This is a genomic window from Clostridium manihotivorum (genome assembly GCF_004015185.1).
Classification (GTDB): Bacteria; Bacillota; Clostridia; order Clostridiales; family Clostridiaceae; genus Clostridium_AR; species Clostridium_AR manihotivorum.
In genome coordinates, this window is record NZ_CP025746.1 from 631927 (window position 1) to 653575 (window position 21649).

The 21649-nt window shown below is 32.2% G+C and carries 15 protein-coding genes and 1 other annotated feature; of the genes, 13 read left to right on the forward strand and 2 right to left on the reverse strand.

The window, feature by feature from the left end:
- Positions 1–205: 205 nt before the first annotated feature.
- The 5 genes from C1I91_RS02745 to C1I91_RS02765 all read left to right on the forward strand — a co-directional run bounded on the left by C1I91_RS02745 (position 206) and on the right by C1I91_RS02765 (position 4549).
- Positions 206–646, forward strand: a complete 441-nt coding sequence (locus C1I91_RS02745) for an ACT domain-containing protein (RefSeq protein ID WP_128211122.1) — start codon at positions 206–208, stop codon at positions 644–646.
- Positions 647–785: 139 nt separating this feature from the next.
- Positions 786–2030 (forward strand): aminopeptidase P family protein, encoded by a 1245-nt coding sequence (locus C1I91_RS02750; RefSeq protein ID WP_128211123.1) that lies wholly within the window; start codon positions 786–788, stop codon positions 2028–2030.
- A 26-nt stretch (positions 2031–2056) separates the two neighbouring features.
- Positions 2057–2497 (forward strand): hypothetical protein, encoded by a 441-nt coding sequence (locus C1I91_RS02755; RefSeq protein WP_128211124.1) that lies wholly within the window; start codon positions 2057–2059, stop codon positions 2495–2497.
- Positions 2498–2516: 19 nt separating this feature from the next.
- Positions 2517–2897, forward strand: a complete 381-nt coding sequence (locus C1I91_RS02760) for a phasin family protein (protein ID WP_128211125.1) — start codon at positions 2517–2519, stop codon at positions 2895–2897.
- Between the two features lie 44 nt (positions 2898–2941).
- Entirely contained in the window at positions 2942–4549 is a 1608-nt protein-coding gene (locus C1I91_RS02765) for an ABC1 kinase family protein (RefSeq protein WP_128211126.1), read from the forward strand.
- A 49-nt stretch (positions 4550–4598) separates the two neighbouring features.
- On the opposite strand, the gene C1I91_RS02770 is transcribed toward C1I91_RS02765, so the two are convergent.
- Positions 4599–7457 (reverse strand): penicillin-binding transpeptidase domain-containing protein, encoded by a 2859-nt coding sequence (locus C1I91_RS02770; protein WP_128211127.1) that lies wholly within the window; start codon positions 7455–7457, stop codon positions 4599–4601.
- Positions 7458–7738: 281 nt separating this feature from the next.
- On the opposite strand from C1I91_RS02770, the gene C1I91_RS02775 reads away from it, so the two are divergent.
- From C1I91_RS02775 to metG (C1I91_RS02790), 4 genes are all read left to right on the forward strand, one after another.
- Positions 7739–10948 carry an SNF2 helicase associated domain-containing protein gene (locus C1I91_RS02775; RefSeq protein ID WP_128211128.1) on the forward strand — a complete coding sequence of 1070 codons (3210 nt, stop codon included), beginning with the start codon at positions 7739–7741 and terminating at the stop codon, positions 10946–10948.
- Between the two features lie 203 nt (positions 10949–11151).
- The gene (locus tag C1I91_RS02780; protein WP_128211129.1) at positions 11152–11889 is read left to right on the forward strand and encodes a DUF1189 domain-containing protein; all 738 of its coding nucleotides are present in this window, start codon (positions 11152–11154) and stop codon (positions 11887–11889) included.
- 73 nt (positions 11890–11962) lie between these two features.
- Positions 11963–12205, forward strand: a binding site (T-box leader).
- A 248-nt stretch (positions 12206–12453) separates the two neighbouring features.
- Entirely contained in the window at positions 12454–14388 is a 1935-nt protein-coding gene (gene metG, locus C1I91_RS02785; protein ID WP_128211130.1) for a methionine--tRNA ligase, read from the forward strand.
- 71 nt (positions 14389–14459) lie between these two features.
- The gene (gene metG / locus C1I91_RS02790) at positions 14460–16088 is read left to right on the forward strand and encodes a methionine--tRNA ligase (protein WP_128211131.1); all 1629 of its coding nucleotides are present in this window, start codon (positions 14460–14462) and stop codon (positions 16086–16088) included.
- Between the two features lie 182 nt (positions 16089–16270).
- On the opposite strand, the gene C1I91_RS02795 is transcribed toward metG (C1I91_RS02790), so the two are convergent.
- Positions 16271–16954 carry a Crp/Fnr family transcriptional regulator gene (locus C1I91_RS02795; RefSeq protein ID WP_128211132.1) on the reverse strand — a complete coding sequence of 228 codons (684 nt, stop codon included), beginning with the start codon at positions 16952–16954 and terminating at the stop codon, positions 16271–16273.
- Positions 16955–17160: 206 nt separating this feature from the next.
- Between C1I91_RS02795 and C1I91_RS02800 the strand changes: the two genes are divergently transcribed.
- The 4 genes from C1I91_RS02800 to rnmV all read left to right on the forward strand — a co-directional run bounded on the left by C1I91_RS02800 (position 17161) and on the right by rnmV (position 21647).
- Positions 17161–18681 carry a DUF445 family protein gene (locus tag C1I91_RS02800; protein WP_128211133.1) on the forward strand — a complete coding sequence of 507 codons (1521 nt, stop codon included), beginning with the start codon at positions 17161–17163 and terminating at the stop codon, positions 18679–18681.
- A 148-nt stretch (positions 18682–18829) separates the two neighbouring features.
- Positions 18830–19609, forward strand: coding sequence for a TatD family hydrolase (locus C1I91_RS02805; RefSeq protein WP_128211134.1), 780 nt, complete (start codon positions 18830–18832; stop codon positions 19607–19609).
- Between the two features lie 300 nt (positions 19610–19909).
- Complete coding sequence (locus C1I91_RS02810; protein ID WP_128211135.1) at positions 19910–20929, forward strand: G5 and 3D domain-containing protein; 1020 nt, start codon at positions 19910–19912, stop codon at positions 20927–20929.
- Between the two features lie 163 nt (positions 20930–21092).
- The gene (rnmV, locus tag C1I91_RS02815; RefSeq protein ID WP_128211136.1) at positions 21093–21647 is read left to right on the forward strand and encodes a ribonuclease M5; all 555 of its coding nucleotides are present in this window, start codon (positions 21093–21095) and stop codon (positions 21645–21647) included.
- Positions 21648–21649: the final 2 nt, after the last annotated feature.

Sequence of the window (21649 nt, forward strand, 5' to 3'; positions counted from 1 at the left end):
TTCGTTTTACAATACTCATAGTCTACCTCCTGAAGAGCTCTTCATTAAACAAATACGAATAAATTTATGATTTCTATCAAGTAAATATATAAAATCTAGTTTTTTGTAAATTCATATGTGTAAATTATAAATGATTTGCCAATTCCTATATATGATATAATTAAATAATAAAACAAGTCTAAATAAGGGTAAGTAGGTGAATTAGGTGGCAGATGACAGATATTATGTTGTGAGTGAGAGAGTGATTCCCGAAATCTTTTTAAAAGTATTGAAGGTTAATGAGCTTTTATATACAGGTGAGGTTAAGGATATTACTGAGGGAATAAGGCAAGTTGGTATAAGTAGAAGTGCTTACTATAAGTATAAAGATCATGTGTTTCCTATGAGTGAAAGTATAAACTCTAAGAAGATAACTCTTGCAGTGAGCATGAGCCATGAAGCAGGGGTTCTCTCAAAGGTTTTAGATAAGATAGCTGAAATGAAAGGAAATGTCCTTACAATAAATCAAGATATACCTATGAATATGATTGCTAACGCAACCATAACCTTGGATATTGCTGGATTAGAGATTGATGTTAAGGCTTTGATTAAGCAGATTGATACACTTAAAGGAGTAATTAAGGTAAAACTGTTTGCAATGGAATAATTTATGATATAATTACAATTAATATAAGATTATCAAGCAACTTTTAATATTCAGAAAATTTATAGTTATAAGAAAAGCTTATGGTTTGAATATATCAAACCATTTTAAATTATATAATTATAACAAGGGAGTGACGTAATTGAAGAAAGAGGTTTTTATAAATAACAGAAAAAGGTTGTCCGAAAAGTTAGAAGAGGGATCAGTGGTAGTACTTCTAGCAGGAGAAGCTCCAAAAAAGACTGCAGATGAAGCATATCCTTTTACCCCAAATAGAAACTTTTATTATCTTACAGGTATAGATGAAGAAAAGCATAAAGTAGTAATTTCTAAAATAAACGGAAAAGTAGAAGAAGCTCTATTTATACAAAAACCAGATCCAGTTAAGGAAAGATGGGTTGGTAAAACTATAAGAGATAATGAGGCTATTGAAGTATCTGGAGTAGAAGAGGTTTTATATTTAGAAGACTTTAACGGATATATCAATCAAAAGTTATCTTCTGGTAAAGCAAACGCTCTTTACGTGGATTTAGAAAGAAGAAGCTTTGAGGAAAGAACTACTTTAACAGAGGAATTTGCTAAGGAAGCAGCAGGACGATATCCATATATAGTTATAAAAAATGTTTATGGTATTATATCAGAGCTTAGAACAATAAAGGCATCGGAAGAAATCGACGAGATGAGAGAGGCTATTAAGATAACTATTGATGGTGTAAACTCTCTAATGAAAAATGCTAAGGCTGGTATCAAAGAGTATGAACTTGAAGCCTTCTTTGATTTCCATTTGAAGAAAAGTGGTGTTAAAGATGTGGCTTTCAAGACAATAGCAGCAGCTGGAAAAAATGCAACTATTCTTCATTATGTAGATAATGATAGTGTAATAAAAGAAGATGATCTTATATTATTTGATCTAGGCGCTCAATATAACTATTATAATGCAGATATAACAAGAACTTTCCCTATAAGCGGCAAGTATACTGCTAGACAGAAGGAAGTATACGAAGCTGTACTTAGGGTAAATGAAGCTATAATAGAAGCATTGAAACCAGGAGTGAACTATATAGATATAAATAATAAGGCAACGGACTTAATTGCTGATGAATGTATCAAGCTAGGACTTATAAAAGATAAGAAGGATGTCAGAAATTATTATTGGCATAGTATAGGACACGGACTTGGCTTAGATACTCATGATGTTGGAGAGAGAAATGTGGATTTGAAGCCTGGGATGGTATATACAGTAGAGCCAGGCATATATATTGAAGAAGAGGGAATTGGAGTAAGAATAGAAGATGACGTTTTAATAACTGAAAGTGGCAATGAAGTTCTTACAAAAGAAATGATAAAGTCAGTTGAGGATATTGAAAAGTTTATGGCAAATAGATAATTTCTTAAGTTATAGGAGGAGATTAAATGGGATTCTTTCAAGGAAGGTATGGATTTGATCTCTTATCTAAGATATTAGTTCTACTAGGGTTAATATTCTTGGTTTGGAGAAACATCATTACTCTCACTATTGGTTTTGCTTTGGTGGCATATGGAACCTATAGAGCTTTTTCAAAGAATATAACTGCAAGAAGTAATGAAGCTTTCAAATTTGAGAGTTTTATAAGAAATAAGCTAGGTAATGTTTTGTCCAATAGAAATAATTATGGTAGCAGTAGTATGTATAGTAATAAAGGTTTTAATTTTGGCAATTATAAAGATAAGGTAGCTTCGTGGTATAACGAAAGAAAAAATTATAAGATAGTAAAATGTCCTAATTGCAGTCAAAAACTAAGGCTTCCAAAAGGTAAAGGGAAGATAGTTGTTACTTGTAAAAAGTGTGCCAATGAGTTTAAAATGAAAACTTGATTTATGAGGAGATGGTTATATGTTTAACGAACTAAAAAAGGTTATGCTTGCAGGTGTAGGAGCTGTTGCAACTACTTATGAAAAAGCTAATGAAATCGTAAATGAGATGGTTGAAAAAGGCAAGATAACAGTTGATGAAGGAAAAGAATTATCCGAAGAACTTATGAGGGACTTTAAAGGAAAGGCATCAACTACAACAAATAAGGTTATGGATAAGATTGACGATATGATGCCTCTTACAAAGCAAGAACTAAATACTGAGCTACAGGATAAAGATATTCCTACAAGAATAGAATTTGATTCTTTAAAAGATAGGGTTGAATATCTAGAAAATAAGCTTTCAGAAATAATGGGAAAAGTGGATTTGCAAAATATTGATGAAAATAAAGAACAACAATAAGGGGGCTTTTTGCACCCCTTTACCTTTATGTATTGAGGTGAACTATGAGAAAAGAAACACTAAAGAGATTTAGAGAAATTGTTAAGGTTTTTGCTTACTATGGTTTTGGATATTTAATTAATACCACTGTGAAACCTTCTGCAAATAAATCACCAGAAAATTTAAGAAAAGCCTTTGTTGAACTAGGGCCTACTTTTATAAAAATTGGCCAAATTCTTAGTACTAGAACTGACTTATTAGACGAAGAATACACTAAGGAATTGGCTAAGCTTCAAGATGATGTGCCTTGGGAAGCTTTTAGTGTTATAGCAAAAGTATTTCAAGAAGAGTTTAATATGAACATTGATGATGTTTTTCTATATCTTGAGAGTGTTCCGCTAGCTTCTGCTTCAGTTGCTCAGGTGCATAAAGGGGTTATGAAAGATGGAAGAGAAGTTGTAATAAAGATTCAAAGACCTAATATACGTGAAAAGATGGAACTGGATATCTCCATACTTAAGAGGATAGTAAAGTTAACGAAAACTAGGTTTAACGGCATGCTTATGGATCCTGTAGAGGCTCTACAAGAGATTATGGATGCAACAAGCAAGGAACTGGACTTTGAAAGAGAACGAGATAATATAAGCAGGTTTAAGAGCCTAAATAAGAGTGTTAAATGCATAGCAGTACCTTATGTGGTTGAAGAGTTTACTTCAACTAGAGTGCTTACTATGGAGAATATACAGGGTTTTAAGATCAATGATATATATAATATAATGAAAGAAGGCTATGATAGGACAGATATTGCAAAAAAACTGGCTCTTTCCTATTGTAAGCAAATATTTGATGATGGCTTCTTTCATGGAGATCCACACCCAGGTAATCTTCTAATAAGAGATGGTAAGATATGTTTTATTGACTTTGGACTTATGGGAGAACTTTCAGAATCAATAAAGGAATCATTAAATGATGCTATGATGGCTATAGCCTTAAAGGATATAGACAAAGTAATGGATTTCTTAATGGAGGTAGGAGTAAAGAAAGGTAGAGTAGATAGAACGGTTTTATATGATGATATAGAGTATCTCCTTACCAACTATCTATCCACTTCCTTAAAAAATATAAGAATATCCACTTTACTTAGAGAAGTTTTTGATATTGCAGAAAGAAATAACATACAGCTTCCGACAGAACTAATAATACTAGTTCGAGGAATGGTTATATTAGAAGGAGTAATAGCTGAAATTGCTCCTGATATGAATATATTAGATGTAGCAATACCTTTTGTAAAATCGAAGAACAAGTACTTTATCTTAAACAAGTTAAAAAGTGATGAGCTGGCTTTAAAGACTTATACTATATTAAGAGACAGTATAAAGATTCCATCAAAAATAGTAGAGCTATCGGATAGTGTAATTCAAGGAAGAGCTAGGGTTAACCTTCAAATCCCAGACCTTGAAAAAACAGTTGACCATCTTAATAAGATGATCAATAGAGTAGTTTTTGGACTTATAGTAGCAGGTATGATCATTGGTTCTTCTATAATAACTGGTTCCAATGTTGGCCCAAAGGTAAGAGATATATCCGTTATAGGTATAACAGGATACTTTGCTTCAGGAATATTTGCACTTTGGCTTCTAATATCAATAATAAGGTCTGGTAATTTAAAGTAGAACAGGCCATATCGTCCAATGTCTGTTGGATGATATGGCCTGTTTTTTACTATCTAGGTTTAGTGTCGTCTTTATAGTCAGGAAGCCCAGAAGTAAATGTATAAGGAAAAGTAGGCTGATAGTTAGGAAATTCTTTTTGAAGTCTATCCTTAAAGTATACTTCGTAAGCAGCTTTTGCTACATCTGCAGCTAAGAAACCATGTGCACCATCATACATTACTACAGCTACAACTATTTCAGGATCGTCTATTGGCGCACAAGATACATAAACTCCGTATGCACTTCTTCCTATTGATTCCTGGGTTTGTTCGTTGTAAGTTGCTGTACCAGTCTTACCTCCTGTAGGTATTGGGAAGTCCCTAAATACTGAACTAGCAGTTCCTAAGTCATCTGTATTGGCCTGTTGCATACCCTGTTTTATTAAATTTAAATTTGTAGGACTAATATCTATTTTATTTAATACCTCAGGCTTAAATTCTTGCACTACTTTACCTGTGGAATCCGTTATTTTATCTACTAGATGTACCTTATATCTAGTACCACCATTTACTATAGTAGCTATATAGTTTGCTAACTGAACTATTGAAAAGTCATTCATACCCTGTCCTATGGATGCGAGAACTAGTTGAGCCGGTGTGTTTATGATAGCAGTTTTATCGTAGATAAACTGCTCAATAGCCTTTTTTACATTATAGTTGGAGTATTTTTTCCCAGAGTCAGTATATTTTTTCACTCTATCCTCAAAAACCTTAGAATCTTTTTGGAGCTGGTTAAGTAATGGATCTAAGCCTTTATCGAAATCATTTAACCCTACTATATTTGAGCTGTTTGTATTCTTTATAAAATTTAAAATATAGTCTTTAATTTTTTGCTTTGTAGCTTTTAAGTCATCACTGTCGTCGTCCTTACTTGCTATATCTAGAGGTACAAATGTAGTACTATCGCCATACTTTCCTGCTTCAAGGGCGTTGACAAGTTCAAATTTGGCATACAGTAGAGTTTGATCCTTGGCATATTGATAATTATAAGTCTGACCAAAACTTTCACCTATTTCTATTCCGGTGCTTCCTTTTGTTTTACTTTTAGGGTCGCTACCCATGCCTAGTTGCCAAGCGTATTTGGCTAAGCTGTCCAAGGCGGAAGTGTTCATTCCGTTTTTCTCATAAAGCTTTAGTCCAGTTTGATAAAAGAAATAATTACAAGAAACAGCTATAGCTTTTTTTATGTCTACTGCAGAACCGTGATATCCATCATCATGAAATTGCTGGCTTCCTAGTAATTTATCTGTAAAAGGAGCAGCATCATTAACAGTAGTTCTACTATCGATAACTCCTTCTTGAAGGCCTGCTAAAGCTGTAAGTGGTTTAAAGGTAGAACCAGGGTGAATAAGCCCCGTGGTAGCATAGTTATAAAAAGGCTTAGGAATAAGATCATATGGATCTTGTCTTACACCACTTTTATCCTTAGGAAACAAATCATCAACAGTCTTATTTAGATGATGTTTGTTTATGAAGTCCTGACCAATCTTATCGTAGTCTGGGGAGAAGTATTGCTTAGATACTTCTGGAGTAAGTAGACTAGGATCAGAAATAATATTAGCATCATAGCCTGGATAACTGGATAGTGCTAGAACTCTGCCCGTTTTAGCCTGCATAACTATAGCAGCTCCTCTTGTGGCATTAAAGTTGCTTTTATTGCCATCTTCATGATCCACATATTGTGTTGCTACAAAGTTTAGCCTATCTTGTAGGGTTTTATCAACAGCATATTGAATATCTTTATTTAGAGTTAGGTATATATTTTCACCAGGACTAGAGTCTTGCTTAAATAGTTCTTCGGTTTTTCTTCCTTCAGAATTTACATTCACGATTGTGTGACCTGTATTACCCTTTAATACAGATTCGAAAGCTGACTCTATACCAGACTTACCAATAAGGTCAGTGGATACATCATAGCCTCTTTCTTCGTACTTATCTTTCTTTGAACTATCTATTGATGAAACATAGCCTATTACACCAGAAGCTAAAGTATCCTTGCCATAGGGATAAGTTCTCATTGGCTCTACAGATATATCTATTCCTGGCAAGTCATTAAGCTTTTGATAAAAGATGTAAGGAGTATCTTGCTTTAGATTATATGCTATTGTAATAGGTTTAAAGTTTGAAGAACCTTGCATTTTAATAGCATCTTTAACTAGCATATATCTTCTAAGCTCTTGAATAGAATATTTTTTTAATAGTGTTGTTGCTATTTCCTTAGGTGTATAACTATTTTTATAGTTCTTTTTTTCTTTATCTGTGGGGTTAAGTATATCGTACATGTTATAATACTTTAGTAGATAATTAAAAGTATCTTCTGCACTGATTTTTAAAAGTTTTTCATTAATTTGATTTTCTTCATCAAAGGTAAGGTCGCTTTTATCTTTTAAAGCTGGGATAGTCTTTTTCACAACATCGTTAAGATTTCTGGATCTTTTAAAAGATATTTCTTGATTCTTTCGTGTATCATCAGAATCACCAGTAAAATCAAAGTAAGGCTTTCCATCTTTATCTATTTTAAGTTTAAAGCTGTCTTGTTGTTCATCGCCTCTATCATCTAATATCTTAAATACTTTTCTCATGGTATCATAAAACTTTGCTGAGGACTCATCTGTTGTAGTAAAAGTAAGCTTATAAATAGTTTTATTAGTTGCGAGTATATTACCAGCAGAATCAAATATCTTACCTCTTGCAGCTTTTTCTGATATAACTCTCCTTGATCGAGTGTTGGCTTTTTCCGTATAATCATCATATTTAAAAACTTGTAGATATATCAACCTTGATATTATACATATAAAGACAAACAGCATTATAATTAGAAGCGCATTAAATCTATTTAGGAATTTTCGCTTTTCTTTTTTTTCTTCCATAACATACCACCTTTCATATACTTGAAAAAAACGATATAATTAACAAATTATAACAAGTATTATTTTTACATAAAACTAGATAGATTTCTATACTTATTTGGTAACAATAGTATATTTTTAGAAAAATCACTATAAATATTCATCAAATTATAAGTATATTTTTTTTATTATTCAAAGTATAATTTTTTTATAAAGTTATATATGGATGTACCACTTAATATTAAGAGCTATATTTTTGCATTGAGGTGGGGCATTTTTAGAAACGGAGAAAGGCTATATCTATGGAAGAGAATTCTATATTGAATTATTGTGATAAAAGACAATACTTAAAGGGAATACAATGTTATGAAGATAGTCTAGTTGATGATTTTTCAATAAATATAAAATCATTAGAAGGTAAGGGGGCTAACTCTTATTTTATAGATACATATGTAAAATCGGACATTAATGATGATAGGTATAATGTACGTATTTCATTAAATGATAATGTTGGCTTTACAAGCTTCAATTGTAATTGTCAGTTCTTTAATCAGGAGTATAGGAGAAAAGGAATATGTAAGCACATAGCTGCGGTAATGGTAAGATTTTTTAGGGAAAAGCAGAATACTGTAGCTTATAAAAGAAATAATCTACAGGTTAGAAAGATTTTTGATGAGATGAGTACAGCCTTATTGAGTAAAGAACGAGAAGAGCTTAATCTGAGTGTTAAACTCGAGTTCAATAGAATGAATTTTGTTGAGAGTTCAATGGAAATAAAGGTTGGGAAAGAAAGAAATTTTTTAGTAAAGGACATAAAGGAATTCTTGCAAGCTTACGATGAGGGGAAAATAGTAAGCTTATCTAAAAATTTTGAATTTGATGGAGCTATTCATTATTTTAGCGAAGACAGTAAACAGATTATAGAGCTTATAAGAGAGATAGATGAAAATGATAGGCTTACAAGAAACTTATACAATTATTCTACTCCCAATATGAGATTGATAGAAGGTAGAAAGGTTTATCTGTCTTTAACTCAATTAAAAAGGCTCCTTAGAACAATTAAGGGAGATATAGATTGTAGCATTAATGGAAGAGAATATAGCGGTGTAAAAATAATAGAAGACAATCCAATGAATTTTATAATTAATGCTTATGAGAATACAATAAAACTTTCCTACGGCGAGGACATTCCAATAGCATTAACTTCTACAAATGACGTATTGTTTCTTAACAATAATATATACTTGCCTGATGAAAATAGTATTAAAGTCCTTAAGCCTATAATTAATATTTTGAAAAAGGAAGCATCAATATCTTTTGAAAATGAGGATAGAGATAAACTTACTTCTTTGGTGTTGCCAACTTTAAGCCAACATAGTAGTTTTGTTAACATAGATGAGGTATCTAGGGAAGAACTAGAAGTAGTGCCTCTTAAAACTAGATTTTACATAGATAGAGATAATGACAATATATTTATAGATATAGTTTACTGTTACGGCCAGTATGAGATTGATCCTCTTAAAGAAGTAGACGTACCTAAATATATCATTAGAGAAAAGGTTAAAGAGCAAGAGATTGTAAATAGAATAAATAGCTATGGTTTTACTCAAGAAGATAGGTTTGTTCTTGAGGAGGAAGAAAAGGTAGTGGAATTTTTAAGATGGGGAGTGGTGGCACTATCAGGTTTAGGAGAAATATATTATTCTGAGAGTTTTAAAAAGCTAAAGGTACATACGCCTAGTAGTTACAAAGGTGCTATAAGAATGAGTGACAATGGACTTTTAGAAATATATTTCTCTATAGAAGGGGTAGATAATAGGGAGTTATGGAACATATTTGCCTCGATAAAGCAGAAGAAGAAATACTACAAGCTTAAGAATGGTGATTTTATTACCCTTGAAGAGAAGGAATTAAAGGTTTTAGAAGAAATACTTGCTTATGCAGAGGTAAGAAAAGATGAACTTAATAATGGGTGCTTTAAGGTTCCTTCCTACAAAGGGTATTACATAGAAGATATTATAGAAAAGAATCAATTGGAATTTATGAAGAATACCAGAGAATTTGATAATCTGTATTTTAGAACAAAGAAAATGGATGTTTCAGATATTGATATACCTAAAGCTTTTGATAAGATTATGAGAGATTATCAGAAGGATGGCTTCAGATGGTTTAATATGCTATACAAGTTTAGATTTGGGGGTATATTAGCGGATGAGATGGGGCTTGGAAAAACTCTTCAGACTATAGGTTTTCTAAAGTCAATAAATATTGGATTACCAGCTTTAATAGTAGTGCCTAGTTCTCTTGTATATAATTGGAGAGATGAATTTGATAAATTTTCACCTGATACAAAAGTTGCAATTGTTCAAGGGAATAAAGAGCTTAGAGAAAGCTTGCTAAAGCAATATGAAAATTATAATGTTATCATTACCTCATATGCTCTTTTAAGAAGAGATATAGAGTTATATTCAAATAAAGAATTTTCTGTATGCATAATAGATGAGGCACAGAATATTAAAAATAATAATTCTCAGAATGCTAAAAGTGTAAAGAAGATAAAAGCAACCTGTAGGTTCGCTCTAACTGGAACCCCTATAGAAAACAACCTTGGAGACTTATGGTCAATATTTGATTTTATAATGCCAACATATCTTTTGAGTAAAATGAATTTTTCCACTAGATATGAGTCACCTATCATGAAGGATAGAGATACAGGAGCACTAGAGGAATTAAATAGAAAGATAAAGCCATTTATTCTTAGACGAACTAAGAATATGGTACTGGAACAGCTACCTCCTAAGATAGAGTATTCTATCTCTGTTGATATGATTGATAAGCAGAAGAAGATATATGCATCCTATTCTAAGGCGGCATTAAGAGAATTTGAGAAACAGGGGTTAGATGCTCCTAAGCTTAAAGTACTTGGCGCATTAACGAGGCTTAGGCAGATCTGTAGCGATCCATCTGTGCTCATTGAAGGATATAAGGGACATAGCGGAAAGCTTGAGGCTTTAATGAATATAGTAGAAAAATCAAAGGCAAATAGAAAGAAAATCTTAGTTTTTTCTTCTTTTACAACTGTACTTAAAAATATAGCAGTTCATCTTGAGGAGAATAATATAGGATATCTTTACTTAGATGGAGATACTGACATAAAAGAAAGAACTGAGATGGTAAAGCGCTTTAATCTTGGAGATGATTTGGTCTTCCTTATATCACTAAAAGCAGGCGGCACTGGACTTAATATAACAGGAGCAGAGATAGTGGTGCATTACGATCCATGGTGGAACCCAGCAATAGAAGAACAGGCTACTGATAGAGCTCATAGAATAGGTCAAAGGAAAGCTGTAGAAGTTATTAAGCTTATTACTAGGGGCACAATAGAAGAACGTGTATATGACCTGCAAAGAAAGAAAAAAGAATTTATACAAAAGATAATAGGCGAAGACATAAGAGATTATAGTACTTTTAGTGATATGTCCTTAGAAGAACTTAAGGATTTGTTCAGATAAAGTAATTTACTATCTAGGTTGCTTCAGTGATTTCTTTAATGTTAAGGAAAGGTCGCTGAAGTAACTTTTTTTATGGAATATAATTATATCTATGTAAATTTTAAGATAGTCATAAACTTTTCTTAAGGTGAACTTAAGTTTTCAGCTCTACAATAATAATATGAGTTAAGAAAATAATTATAATTGAAAAGGGTGGTATTATAATGAATATTTTTAAGGGATTCATTAAAAGTTTTTATGACTTCAAAAGTTATGCTGTTTTTAAAAAGCAATCAGGAGGTAAATCATTTCTTTATAGCTTACTTTTAGCTATTGTTTTTTCTATAGTGGCCTTCGGTCCTATTACATACAAAGTAAACAGTACTATGAAGGATTTAGCTAGTGAGTATAATGAAAAAGTGCCTGATTTCCAGATAAAAGGTGGACAGTTACAAATACCTGATAATAAAGGTGCTGAGATAGTAAGTGATAAAAGCACTTTTGTACTAGATAACACTTCTGATGTTAATGTTTTGGCAGATAAATATAAAAATGCCGTGATCTTTGGAAGGGATAGTTTAGTGCTAAGATCAGAGGGGACAACTGCTTTAAATCAAAAATACTCTTTGTTGAATTTAGAAGTTGGTAAAGCAGAGATTGGAAACTTTTTAAACATGCATGCTACACTAGCAGCATTACTATTTGGATTCTCAACTATTACATTTATAATAGGACTTTATATTAGAGCATTATTAGTTGCATTGTTGGGAACAATATTTAAAGGTGAAACAACCTTTGGTCAAAGATATAAATTAAGTTTATATGCTACGACTCCTTCGGTAGTATTAAGTGCAATTTTTGCAGTAGCAGGATTAAACTTCCGTGGAACTACAATATTACCTTTTGTGTTAGGCCTTGTATATTTATACCTTGGTATTCAGGGAATAAATAAGGCTGAATAAGAAGAATTAGCTGATGAGCTATAATATAATAAAGCTATTGACATTGGTTTTAATGTAAACTAATATAATATATAGAAATACATTGAAGAGAAGAGTAATGATATGGACTGCCTATAAGAGAGCTGGGGTAGGTGAAAGCCAGTGACAGAAAGTTTCATGAACATGGACTCGGAGTAGATTTCCTGAATTTTTAGGGAAGTACGGTAGCAACCGTTATATTGCAAAGTGATGAAAGCTTTTAGTGGAGTCACTTAATAAGGTATCTATTGTGAGATAGATATAAAGTAGAGTGGTACAGCGTGAATTCGCCTCTGCATGGACATATATAGTCTGTGCAGAGGTTTTTTGTTTTTGATGTGTTTAATTTCAACACGCTACGTTAACAAAGCCTTTATTTTATGGATTGATATTAAAAAGTTTAGCCGTTTGTGGTTTTAGTATAAAGAAAATTCATGAATAGCTATATTTAATATAATTTTGTAAGTTCATATTATGTATAATTATTAATCTATAGAATAATACAGGAAATAATATAAATATAATGTACATTAGGAGGACATAGATATGTGTAAAAAACCATATTACATTACAACACCAATTTACTATCCATCCGCAAATCTACATATAGGAAATACCTATACTACAGTTGCAGCAGATGCGCTTGCAAGATTTAAGAGACTTACAGGGTATGATGTTATGTTTCTTACAGGAACAGATGAGCATGGACAAAAGATACAAAGAATAGCAGAAGAAAAAGGGGTTACACCAAAAGAATACGTAGATGAGATAGTAGCAGGAATAAAGAGTTTATGGGAGCTTATGGATATAAGCTATGATAAATTTATAAGAACAACAGATGACTATCATATTAAGGCAGTTCAGGATATATTTAAGAAGCTATATGACCAAGGTGATATATATAAAGATTCATATGAAGGTTGGTACTGTACTCCTTGCGAATCCTTCTGGACAGAAACTCAACTTGTAGATGGAAAGTGTCCTGATTGTGGTAGACCAGTAGAAAAGGCTAAGGAAGAAGCTTATTTCTTCAAGATGAGTAAATATGCAGATAGATTGATACAATATATCGAAGAGCATCCTGAATTTATACAACCAGAATCAAGAAAAAATGAAATGCTAAACAATTTCTTGAGACCAGGACTTCAAGATCTTTGTGTATCAAGAACAAGCTTTAACTGGGGTATACCAGTAACTTTTGATACTGATCACGTAATATATGTATGGATTGATGCACTTTCAAACTATATAACAGCTTTAGGCTATGGCAATGAAGATACAACTCTTTATGAGAAGTTCTGGCCAGCAGATGTTCACTTAATAGGAAAAGATATATTAAGATTCCATACAATATATTGGCCAATTATGTTAATGGCTCTTGACCTTCCACTGCCAAAGCAAGTATTTGGTCATGGTTGGCTACTAGTAGATGGTGGAAAGATGTCAAAGTCAAAGGGTAATGTAGTAGATCCTGTGGCTCTTGTAAATAGCTTTGGAGTAGATCCAGTTAGATATTATCTTCTTAAAGAAATACCATTTGGATCTGATGGATTATTTAATAACGAGATATTTATAAAGAAGATAAATTCTGATCTTGCCAACGACTTGGGCAATCTTTTATCAAGAACAATAACTATGATAGAGAAATACTTTGATTGTGTGGTTCCAGCTCCAACTGCAAAAGAAGCGATTGATGATGAATTAATAAGATTAGCTTTAGACACTCCTGGAAAAGTAGAAGCGGCAATAGATGAATTAAAGATTCCTGAAGCTCTTGAAGCTATTTGGAACTTAATTGGTAGAGCTAATAAATATATAGATGAAACTACTCCTTGGATACTTGCAAAAGATGAAGCTAAGAAAGAAAGACTTGGGACAGTTTTATATAACCTAATAGAAAGCTTAAGATTTGCTTCAGTTATGATATCTGCTTTCTTACCAACAACAAGTACAAAGATCAATGAACAGATAAATGCTGAGGTTACAACTTGGAATAGTCTTTCAGCTTTTGATGGAACTAGTGCTGGTAATAAGGTTAATAAAGGTGCAGTTATATTCCCAAGAATAGATGTAGATGCAAAGCTAGCGGAACTAGAAGCTCTAAGAGAAGCTCAGCTTAAAGCTACAAAAAAAACTGAAATGAAGCCAATTAAAGAAGAAATAACTATTGAAGATTTTGAAAAAATAGACTTAAGAGTTGCGAAAGTAATTGCTTGTGAACCTGTAAAAGGTGCTAAGAAATTATTAAAGCTTAAGGTGGATTTAGGTGGAGAAGAAAGACAGGTTATATCTGGAATATCACAATACTATAAGCCAGAAGAGCTAGTTGGCAAGAATATAGTTTTAGTGGCTAACCTAAAGCCTGTAAAGCTTAGAGGAGAACTTTCTCAAGGAATGATTCTTGCAGCAGCAACTGATGATGACGGTAAGTTGTTTGTAGTTGATCCAGGCGATCTTGAAACTGGAAGCATTGTAAGATAAGAACTAGCAAAAACTCGTCTATTAGATAGGCGAGTTTTTGCTTAATCAATACTAAATAGGGGGCTAAATAAATGAAAGTAGTTATAGGCAATTCTTGGCCTTATGCCAATGGTTCATTGCATTTAGGTAGGTTATCATCTGTAATTCCAGGAGATGTACTTGCTAGGTACCATAGAGCGAAAGGTGATGAGGTTATATTTGTTTCAGGCAGTGACTGTCACGGAACACCTATAGCCATAAAAGCTAAGGAAGAAAAGAAGGCTCCAAGAGAGATATCAGATTATTATCATAGAGAGTTCGAACACTGCTTTAAATCATTAGGAATATCTTATGATGTGTATGATAAAACTGATAGCGCTAATCATCACAAGGTGGTAAAAGAGTATATAAAGGAATTATATGATAATGGGTTTATATATGAAAAAGTTGTAGCACAAACCTACTGCGAAAGCTGTAATCAATTTCTTCCAGATAGATATATTGAAGGAATATGTCCTCATTGTGGAGGAATTGCCAGAGGGGATCAGTGTGAACAGTGTTCAGAGATTCTTGATCCTGAAGATTTAATAGATAGAAAATGCAAGATATGTGGTTCAGAGCCAGTTGTAAAAGAAAGTAGACATCTATTCTTTAAACTCTCTAATTTTGATAAGAAGCTAAGAAACCTTTTGGATTCAGAACATGGTTGGAGAGACAATGCAGTAAAGTTAACTGAAAGATATATCAATGATGGTCTTAGAGATAGAGCTGTGACAAGAGACTTAGAATGGGGAATTGATGTTCCTATTGAAGGCTTCCAGGACAAAAAGATATATGTTTGGATTGAAGCAGTTATGGGATATCTGTCAGCTTCTCTTAGATGTTGCAACGAGGATAAAAATCTGATTAAGAAATTCTGGAGTGAAAAGGATAGTAGAGTTTACTTAATACATGGTAAGGACAATATTCCGTTCCATACAGTTATATTTCCTTCTATACTTTTTGCGCTTGGATTTGAAGATGTGAACCTTAGAATAGTATCTAGCGAATATTTGAATCTGGAGGGAAAAAAGTTTTCAACTAGTAGAAACTGGGCAGTGTGGGTTCCTTATATTATAAAACACTATAATCCAGACTCTATAAGATACTTTTTAATGTCAAATGGCCCTGAAAAGAGAGATTCAGATTTTTCATGGAGAGAATTTATAAATGCTCACAATAGTGAGCTTTTAGGGGGCTTTGGTAACTTTATCAACAGGACTCTAACTTTTATCAACAAAAACTACAATGGAACATTGCCTAACTGTGGATTAAATTTAAAGATAAGAAATGATATAGAAAAGACCTATACTGATGCAGGAAAAAGTATTGAAAATGGTGAGTTTAAAGATGCAATAAACACTATATTTGCACTAGTGAAGAAAGGCAATAAGCTTTTTGACGAAGAGACACCATGGATAACAATCAAGGAAGATGAAAAAAGATGCAGGGAGACCCTATACAATTGTGTTCAGATTATAGTTAATTTATCGAATTTACTAAATCCTATAATACCTTTTTCTTGTGAAAAGTTAAGAGGCTTCTTAGGTATAGAGAAGGCTAGTTGGAACCTACAAGAACTAAAAGATATTAAAATAAATAATTTAGATTTATTATTTGAAAGAATTGATAAGAAGACAATTGAATATGAGGTCATGAGATTAAAAGCAGGTAAGGCCTAGACAGTAAAAAAATTACCCTTGAAAGTATGTGTAAGGGGAACAACTTTCAAGGGTTTTAGCCTATTTATAAATGGTTTTAAGGGGTAAAATTATTTTGTGCTTAGCTACTTTACATATATAACTATAAATCATTAATATGTCGGTTTGATGTCAAAAACATAAAAAAATTATGAACACAAAATTTAACTTTGAGCTTCTATGGATTCTATATCTAATATCTTAATAGATTTTCTATCATAATCTATTAAACCTTCCTCTTTCATCTTTATAAGCTCCCTAGATAGTGAAGGTCGTTGAACACCTAGTTTATCAGACCATTCTTTTTTAGTCATATTAAGTTCTATTAAAGGATTATTTGATTTGTTATATTTTATCATTAAATAATGACATATCATCTGACGTAATGATTTCATACTTACTTGCTTTAGTTTTGAGCTTAAGGCAACTGCTTTGTTAGACAGTATCCTAAATAGTTTTAGCATAAATACATGGTCTTTTTCACAAAGCTCATACACTGCTTCTTTGGCTATATGGAGTACCTCAGAAGGTTCCTTACATATAACTGACATAGGATACTTGTTTGTATCTCCAAATAATAAGTTTTCACCAAATACATTTCCGGTTTCTATGGTGGAAACTACAAGTACATTACCATCAGAATCAAATTTTTGTATATCAATTTTGCCAGATAGAATAACACTAAGATGCTTACATTGCTCATCCTCTATAAAGATAATATCATTTGTACCATAGCGTTTTAAGGATGATTTACTATTTGAAAGTATAGATTTAAGATTTTCTTCATTAAAGTGGGAAAATAACTTGCATTTTTGAAGATTTATAATTATTGAACTAGTATTATTCATATTATCACCAACCGTATAAGGATACTTTAAAAGTACATAATTTACACTATATAAAAATCTTTATAGCCTAAACATTATGCTGCTTTTATATTAATAGATATTATATCTAAAGATATGTAAATTAACAACTTTACAAACAAATTTGTGGTATGAATTCTATTACACATAGAGTAAAGACAAGATGATTATAGAAAGGATTGATTATTATGAAGTATTTCTTTGGTGTTTTAATTGGAGCCATAATAGGGTATATAACCAATTGGGTTGCTATTAAAATGCTTTTTAGACCTCATTATGAAAAAAGGATATTGGGATTTAAGGTGCCTTTTACACCAGGACTTATACCTAAGGAAAAAAGTAGGATATCTAAGAGCATAGGAGAAACTGTAGGTAATCACTTACTTACTAATGAAGTTATTATAAATGCGTTGAACAATGATAATATAAAGATACATCTCAAAAACATAATAAAAGAACAAGTAAATGAGTTTTCTAACTCGAATCAATCTATTAATGAAGTATTACAACTGAAGCTTGGTAAATATTATACTAAGTTAAGAATAAAAGCTGAGTATAAAATATCAGACTATATATTAAATAGATTTAATGATGAGGGGCTTATCGATACTGTTTCGAAGTTTGTAACAGACAAAATAATAATTGGATTATCAGAAAAACCAGATAAGTTAAAGGCTGTTTTAGAGAATGATAAGTTTTATGCACTGTTCCTAAACAAATTTGCAAATGAAGAAGATAAGGAAAAGTTGTCAAGTTTCATATGTCGTAATCTAGACGAGGACTTAAATAAGTTTATAAATGAAGATAAGTGTATAGAAGAACTAATTCCTTCAGAAATATTTGCAGCGTTAAATGTTTATATGTTCAATGAAAGGCATAGTATAGTAAATAAACTTTTGTCTATGCTTAGAGAAGAGGAAGTGGAAATTAAAATTAAAGAAGCTATAAAGAATAACGTTCTATCAGGTATGAATTCTTTAGCATCAATGTTTATAAATGTAGATTCTTTATATGACAAATTTCTTGTCGCTATAGACGGGTACCTTGGCGAAGAAGATAATATAGTTTATATAGTATCCTATCTGGGAGAGGCTGCATCAAACTTTGGTAAAAAAACAGTTGGTGAAGTCTTGAGCGCAGTTCCAGAGAACTCAAAGCAAAGTATAATGAATACTATATCAAAATCTATAGTAGAAAAAGCCTTATCAAAGGAAATAATAGATGAAGGATTGAAATTTATTACAGATAAAGTGGATAATTTTCATTCATATCACCAAATTTTAATTAGAATATCAGAGAACTATCAGGATAAGATAACTGATTATATAAGAAGAGTATTAAGAAATACTTTTAAGAGTAGTGATATTTCTGTTAAAATTAACAATGTTATAAGGGTAACTTTGGATGATATACTAGATAACTCAATGTCTATAGCAATGCCTTATGATAATAAAGTAGCTGATGAAATATATAGCATAGCTGAGAGGATATATGATAAGTTTATCAATAATGAGGCTTCGAGTATTATTAACTTAATTAATATACCACAAGTAGTGGAAAAGCAAATTAACTCTTTTGACGTAGATTATGCTGAAAAAATAATATTAGAAATTGCAAATAAGGAGTTAGCGGCTATAACTTGGCTTGGCGCCCTTTTAGGTGGTATATTAGGAATCTTATCTCCTCTACTTGCTACTATAGGGGCATAGTTGTATATTTTTGTTAATTTATGACAACAATTAGATATTGGGTTTGCTTAGAAATTATCCATATTGATGGAATTGTTTGAAAATTCAATTTGACAGCTTATACATCTTATGTGATAATTTATATATTCAATTTTGCGAGGTGAATATTATGGGTGATTTGACATTAAATATATTTGATACCCATGCTCATTATGACGATGAATCATTTGAAGAAGATAGAGCTGAAGTTGTAAAACGTATTCAAGATAATGGCGTTATAGGAGTACTTAATTGTGGATCCTCAATGCATGGTGCTGAGATGTCCGTTAAGTTGGCCAAAGAGTACGACATATTCTATGCAGCGGTAGGAATACATCCGGAAAATGCCAATGAATTTAATGACGAAAACTTTGGTAGAATAAAAGAATTAGCTAAGTATGATAAAGTAAAGGCTATTGGTGAAATAGGACTTGACTATTATTGGGAGGAAAACCCACCTAAGGAAGTTCAAAAGAAGGCCTTTAGGGCTCAAATGCAGCTGGCAGATGAGTTGGGGTTGCCAGTAGTTATACATGATAGAGAAGCACATGGGGATACTCTTGAAATAATTAAGGAATTTCCAAATGTAAAAGGAACTATTCATTGTTTCTCTGGTAGTGTTGAGTTTGCCAAAGAATGCCTGAAGTTAGGATATTATATAGGCTTTACTGGTGTGGTGACCTTTAAAAATGCTAAGAAGATCTTAGAAGTAGCTAGTGAGGTTCCATTAGATAGAATGCTAGTAGAAACAGATTGTCCTTATATGGCTCCTACGCCTTATAGAGGTAAGCGAAATCAATCTGACTATATAAGATATATAATAGAAAAATTGGCAGAGATAAAAGGAGTAGAACTAAAAGAAATTAATGAACAGTTTGTAAGAAATATAAAAGAGTTGCTAAAATTATGATAATAGGTTAAAATATACATACTGTTTTACATTTTATGGAAGCAGAAAATAATAGTAATAACTGAACGATAAAACTAATATATATATACAGTAATAAACTTGGGCCATTTATCTGTAAATATCCCCCAAACTGACTGTTTCCTCATTAATGCTCTCATTTTTAATTAATAAAGTTATTCCAATATATGCAGATGGTGCATTTAAAGACAGTCAATAACAAAGCAAGAGGCTAAAATTTGACAAAAATCGATCTTTTAAGTTATAATGCTACAGACGCTCTTGCCAAAGGAGGGAAAATAAATGGTAGAAAAAATAAGAAGTAATGTAAAAAAGATTTTTTCTAATGGTCCTAAGGCAAAAATCGTGTTGGGGCTTGTTGTTGCAGCAGGCTTGGTTATAATTATCTTCAACATGAGAAAGACTGTAATAGTTAGTATAGACGGAAATGAACAGACATTAACGACATTTAAAGGGACTGTTAAAGGGGCATTACACGATAACGGTATAGTTCTAGGCCCTAAGGACAAGATTCAACCATCTCTAGATCAAGCTGTGAAGAACAAGATAAAGATTAACATAAAAAAAGCAGTTGATGTTGAGGTTGGAGTTGATGGAAAAGAGCTAAAGATACAAACCGCAGAAGGTAACGTAAATGAAATGTTAAGTGCTGAAGGTATAAAGCTTCAAGAATTTGATAAGATATCTCCGGCAGTAAACACCCAAATAACAGCAGGAATGAAAATAGAAGTTACAAGAGTAGAGTCAAAGGTTGTTAAAGAAAGTCAACAGCTAGACTTTAGCACTATTGTTAATAATGATGACAATTTGGACAGAAGCGTTGTAAAAACAATTCAGGAAGGTGCTCCTGGAGAGAAGGAAGTTACTTATAAGGTTATCGTTGAAAATGGTAAAGAAGTAAGTAGAAAAGCAGTAGCTGAAAGGGTTGTAAAGGATCCGCAGAACAAAGTTGTTGTTAAGGGAACTATGAATACTCTGGCATTGTCCAGAGGAGACTCAATATCGTACAAGAAAAAGATGTCGGTTGTTGCAACAGCTTATACTGGAAATGGTACCACTGCAACTGGAAACATACCCAAGAGAAATTCTAGTGGAACTAGTACTATAGCAGTAGATCCTAGGGTAATTCCTTTAGGAACAAAGGTTTATATACCTGGTTATGGATTTGCTATTGCACATGATACTGGTGGTGCGATAAAGAATAATAGAGTTGATCTTTACATGAACTCAAATAGCGATGCAAATTCGTGGGGTGTTAGAAACGTAGATGTTTACATTATTGCTTATCCAGGTCAAGGATAATGAGAAAATAGAGATAACAGACTGTTATCTCTATTTTCTTCTTTATAAAATTATATTTTAGATAAAGATATTAATGAATCTGTGTAGATTGCTAAAAAGTTGACATAAATAGTATAACTAGTTAAATTAAGAGTATGATCAAATTGAGAAAGGAAGTCTTTTTGTGATAAAAGAAGTTATTGTAGTAGAGGGAAGAGATGACGTCACTGCTGTAAAGAAAGCTGTAGATGCAGAGGTTATAGCTGTTGGTGGATTTGGAATAAACGCAAGGGTTATTGGTAGGATAAAAGAGGCTCAAAAAAGGCAGGGAGTTATAGTTTTAACTGATCCTGATTTTGCTGGTGAAAAAATAAGAAGAATTATCTCAAAGAGGGTAGAAGGCATAAAACATGCTTATATTGCAAGGGAAGATGGTACAAAAGATGGTGATATAGGAGTAGAAAATGCAACTCCTGAAGTTATTATACGTGCACTTACGGAGGCTAAGGCAACTCAAAAGGAGAAGAGAGAAGATTTTACAATTCAAGATCTTTTATATTTTAAGTTAGTTGGAGATGGTGATGCCAAGAATAGAAGAGCTGCACTAGGTAAAGAGCTAAGTATAGGCTATGGAAATGGAAATCAGCTCCTTTCAAGATTAAATAATTATGGAATAACTAAGGAAGAATTTGTGGAAGCTATGAAAAAGGTAGATAAAAAGCTAAGTATAGGAGAATAGAT

Coding starts and splice junctions, on each gene's coding strand:
- C1I91_RS02810 (WP_128211135.1), top strand. CDS start 19,910: ATGGTAGAAAAAATAAGAAGTAATGTAAAAAAGATTTTTTCTAATGGT.
- C1I91_RS02755 (WP_128211124.1), top strand. CDS start 2,057: ATGGGATTCTTTCAAGGAAGGTATGGATTTGATCTCTTATCTAAGATA.
- C1I91_RS02795 (WP_128211132.1), bottom strand. CDS start 16,954: ATGAATAATACTAGTTCAATAATTATAAATCTTCAAAAATGCAAGTTA.
- C1I91_RS02760 (WP_128211125.1), top strand. CDS start 2,517: ATGTTTAACGAACTAAAAAAGGTTATGCTTGCAGGTGTAGGAGCTGTT.
- C1I91_RS02775 (WP_128211128.1), top strand. CDS start 7,739: ATGGAAGAGAATTCTATATTGAATTATTGTGATAAAAGACAATACTTA.
- C1I91_RS02780 (WP_128211129.1), top strand. CDS start 11,152: ATGAATATTTTTAAGGGATTCATTAAAAGTTTTTATGACTTCAAAAGT.
- metG (WP_128211131.1), top strand. CDS start 14,460: ATGAAAGTAGTTATAGGCAATTCTTGGCCTTATGCCAATGGTTCATTG.
- C1I91_RS02765 (WP_128211126.1), top strand. CDS start 2,942: ATGAGAAAAGAAACACTAAAGAGATTTAGAGAAATTGTTAAGGTTTTT.
- C1I91_RS02770 (WP_128211127.1), bottom strand. CDS start 7,457: ATGGAAGAAAAAAAAGAAAAGCGAAAATTCCTAAATAGATTTAATGCG.
- metG (WP_128211130.1), top strand. CDS start 12,454: ATGTGTAAAAAACCATATTACATTACAACACCAATTTACTATCCATCC.
- C1I91_RS02800 (WP_128211133.1), top strand. CDS start 17,161: ATGAAGTATTTCTTTGGTGTTTTAATTGGAGCCATAATAGGGTATATA.
- C1I91_RS02805 (WP_128211134.1), top strand. CDS start 18,830: ATGGGTGATTTGACATTAAATATATTTGATACCCATGCTCATTATGAC.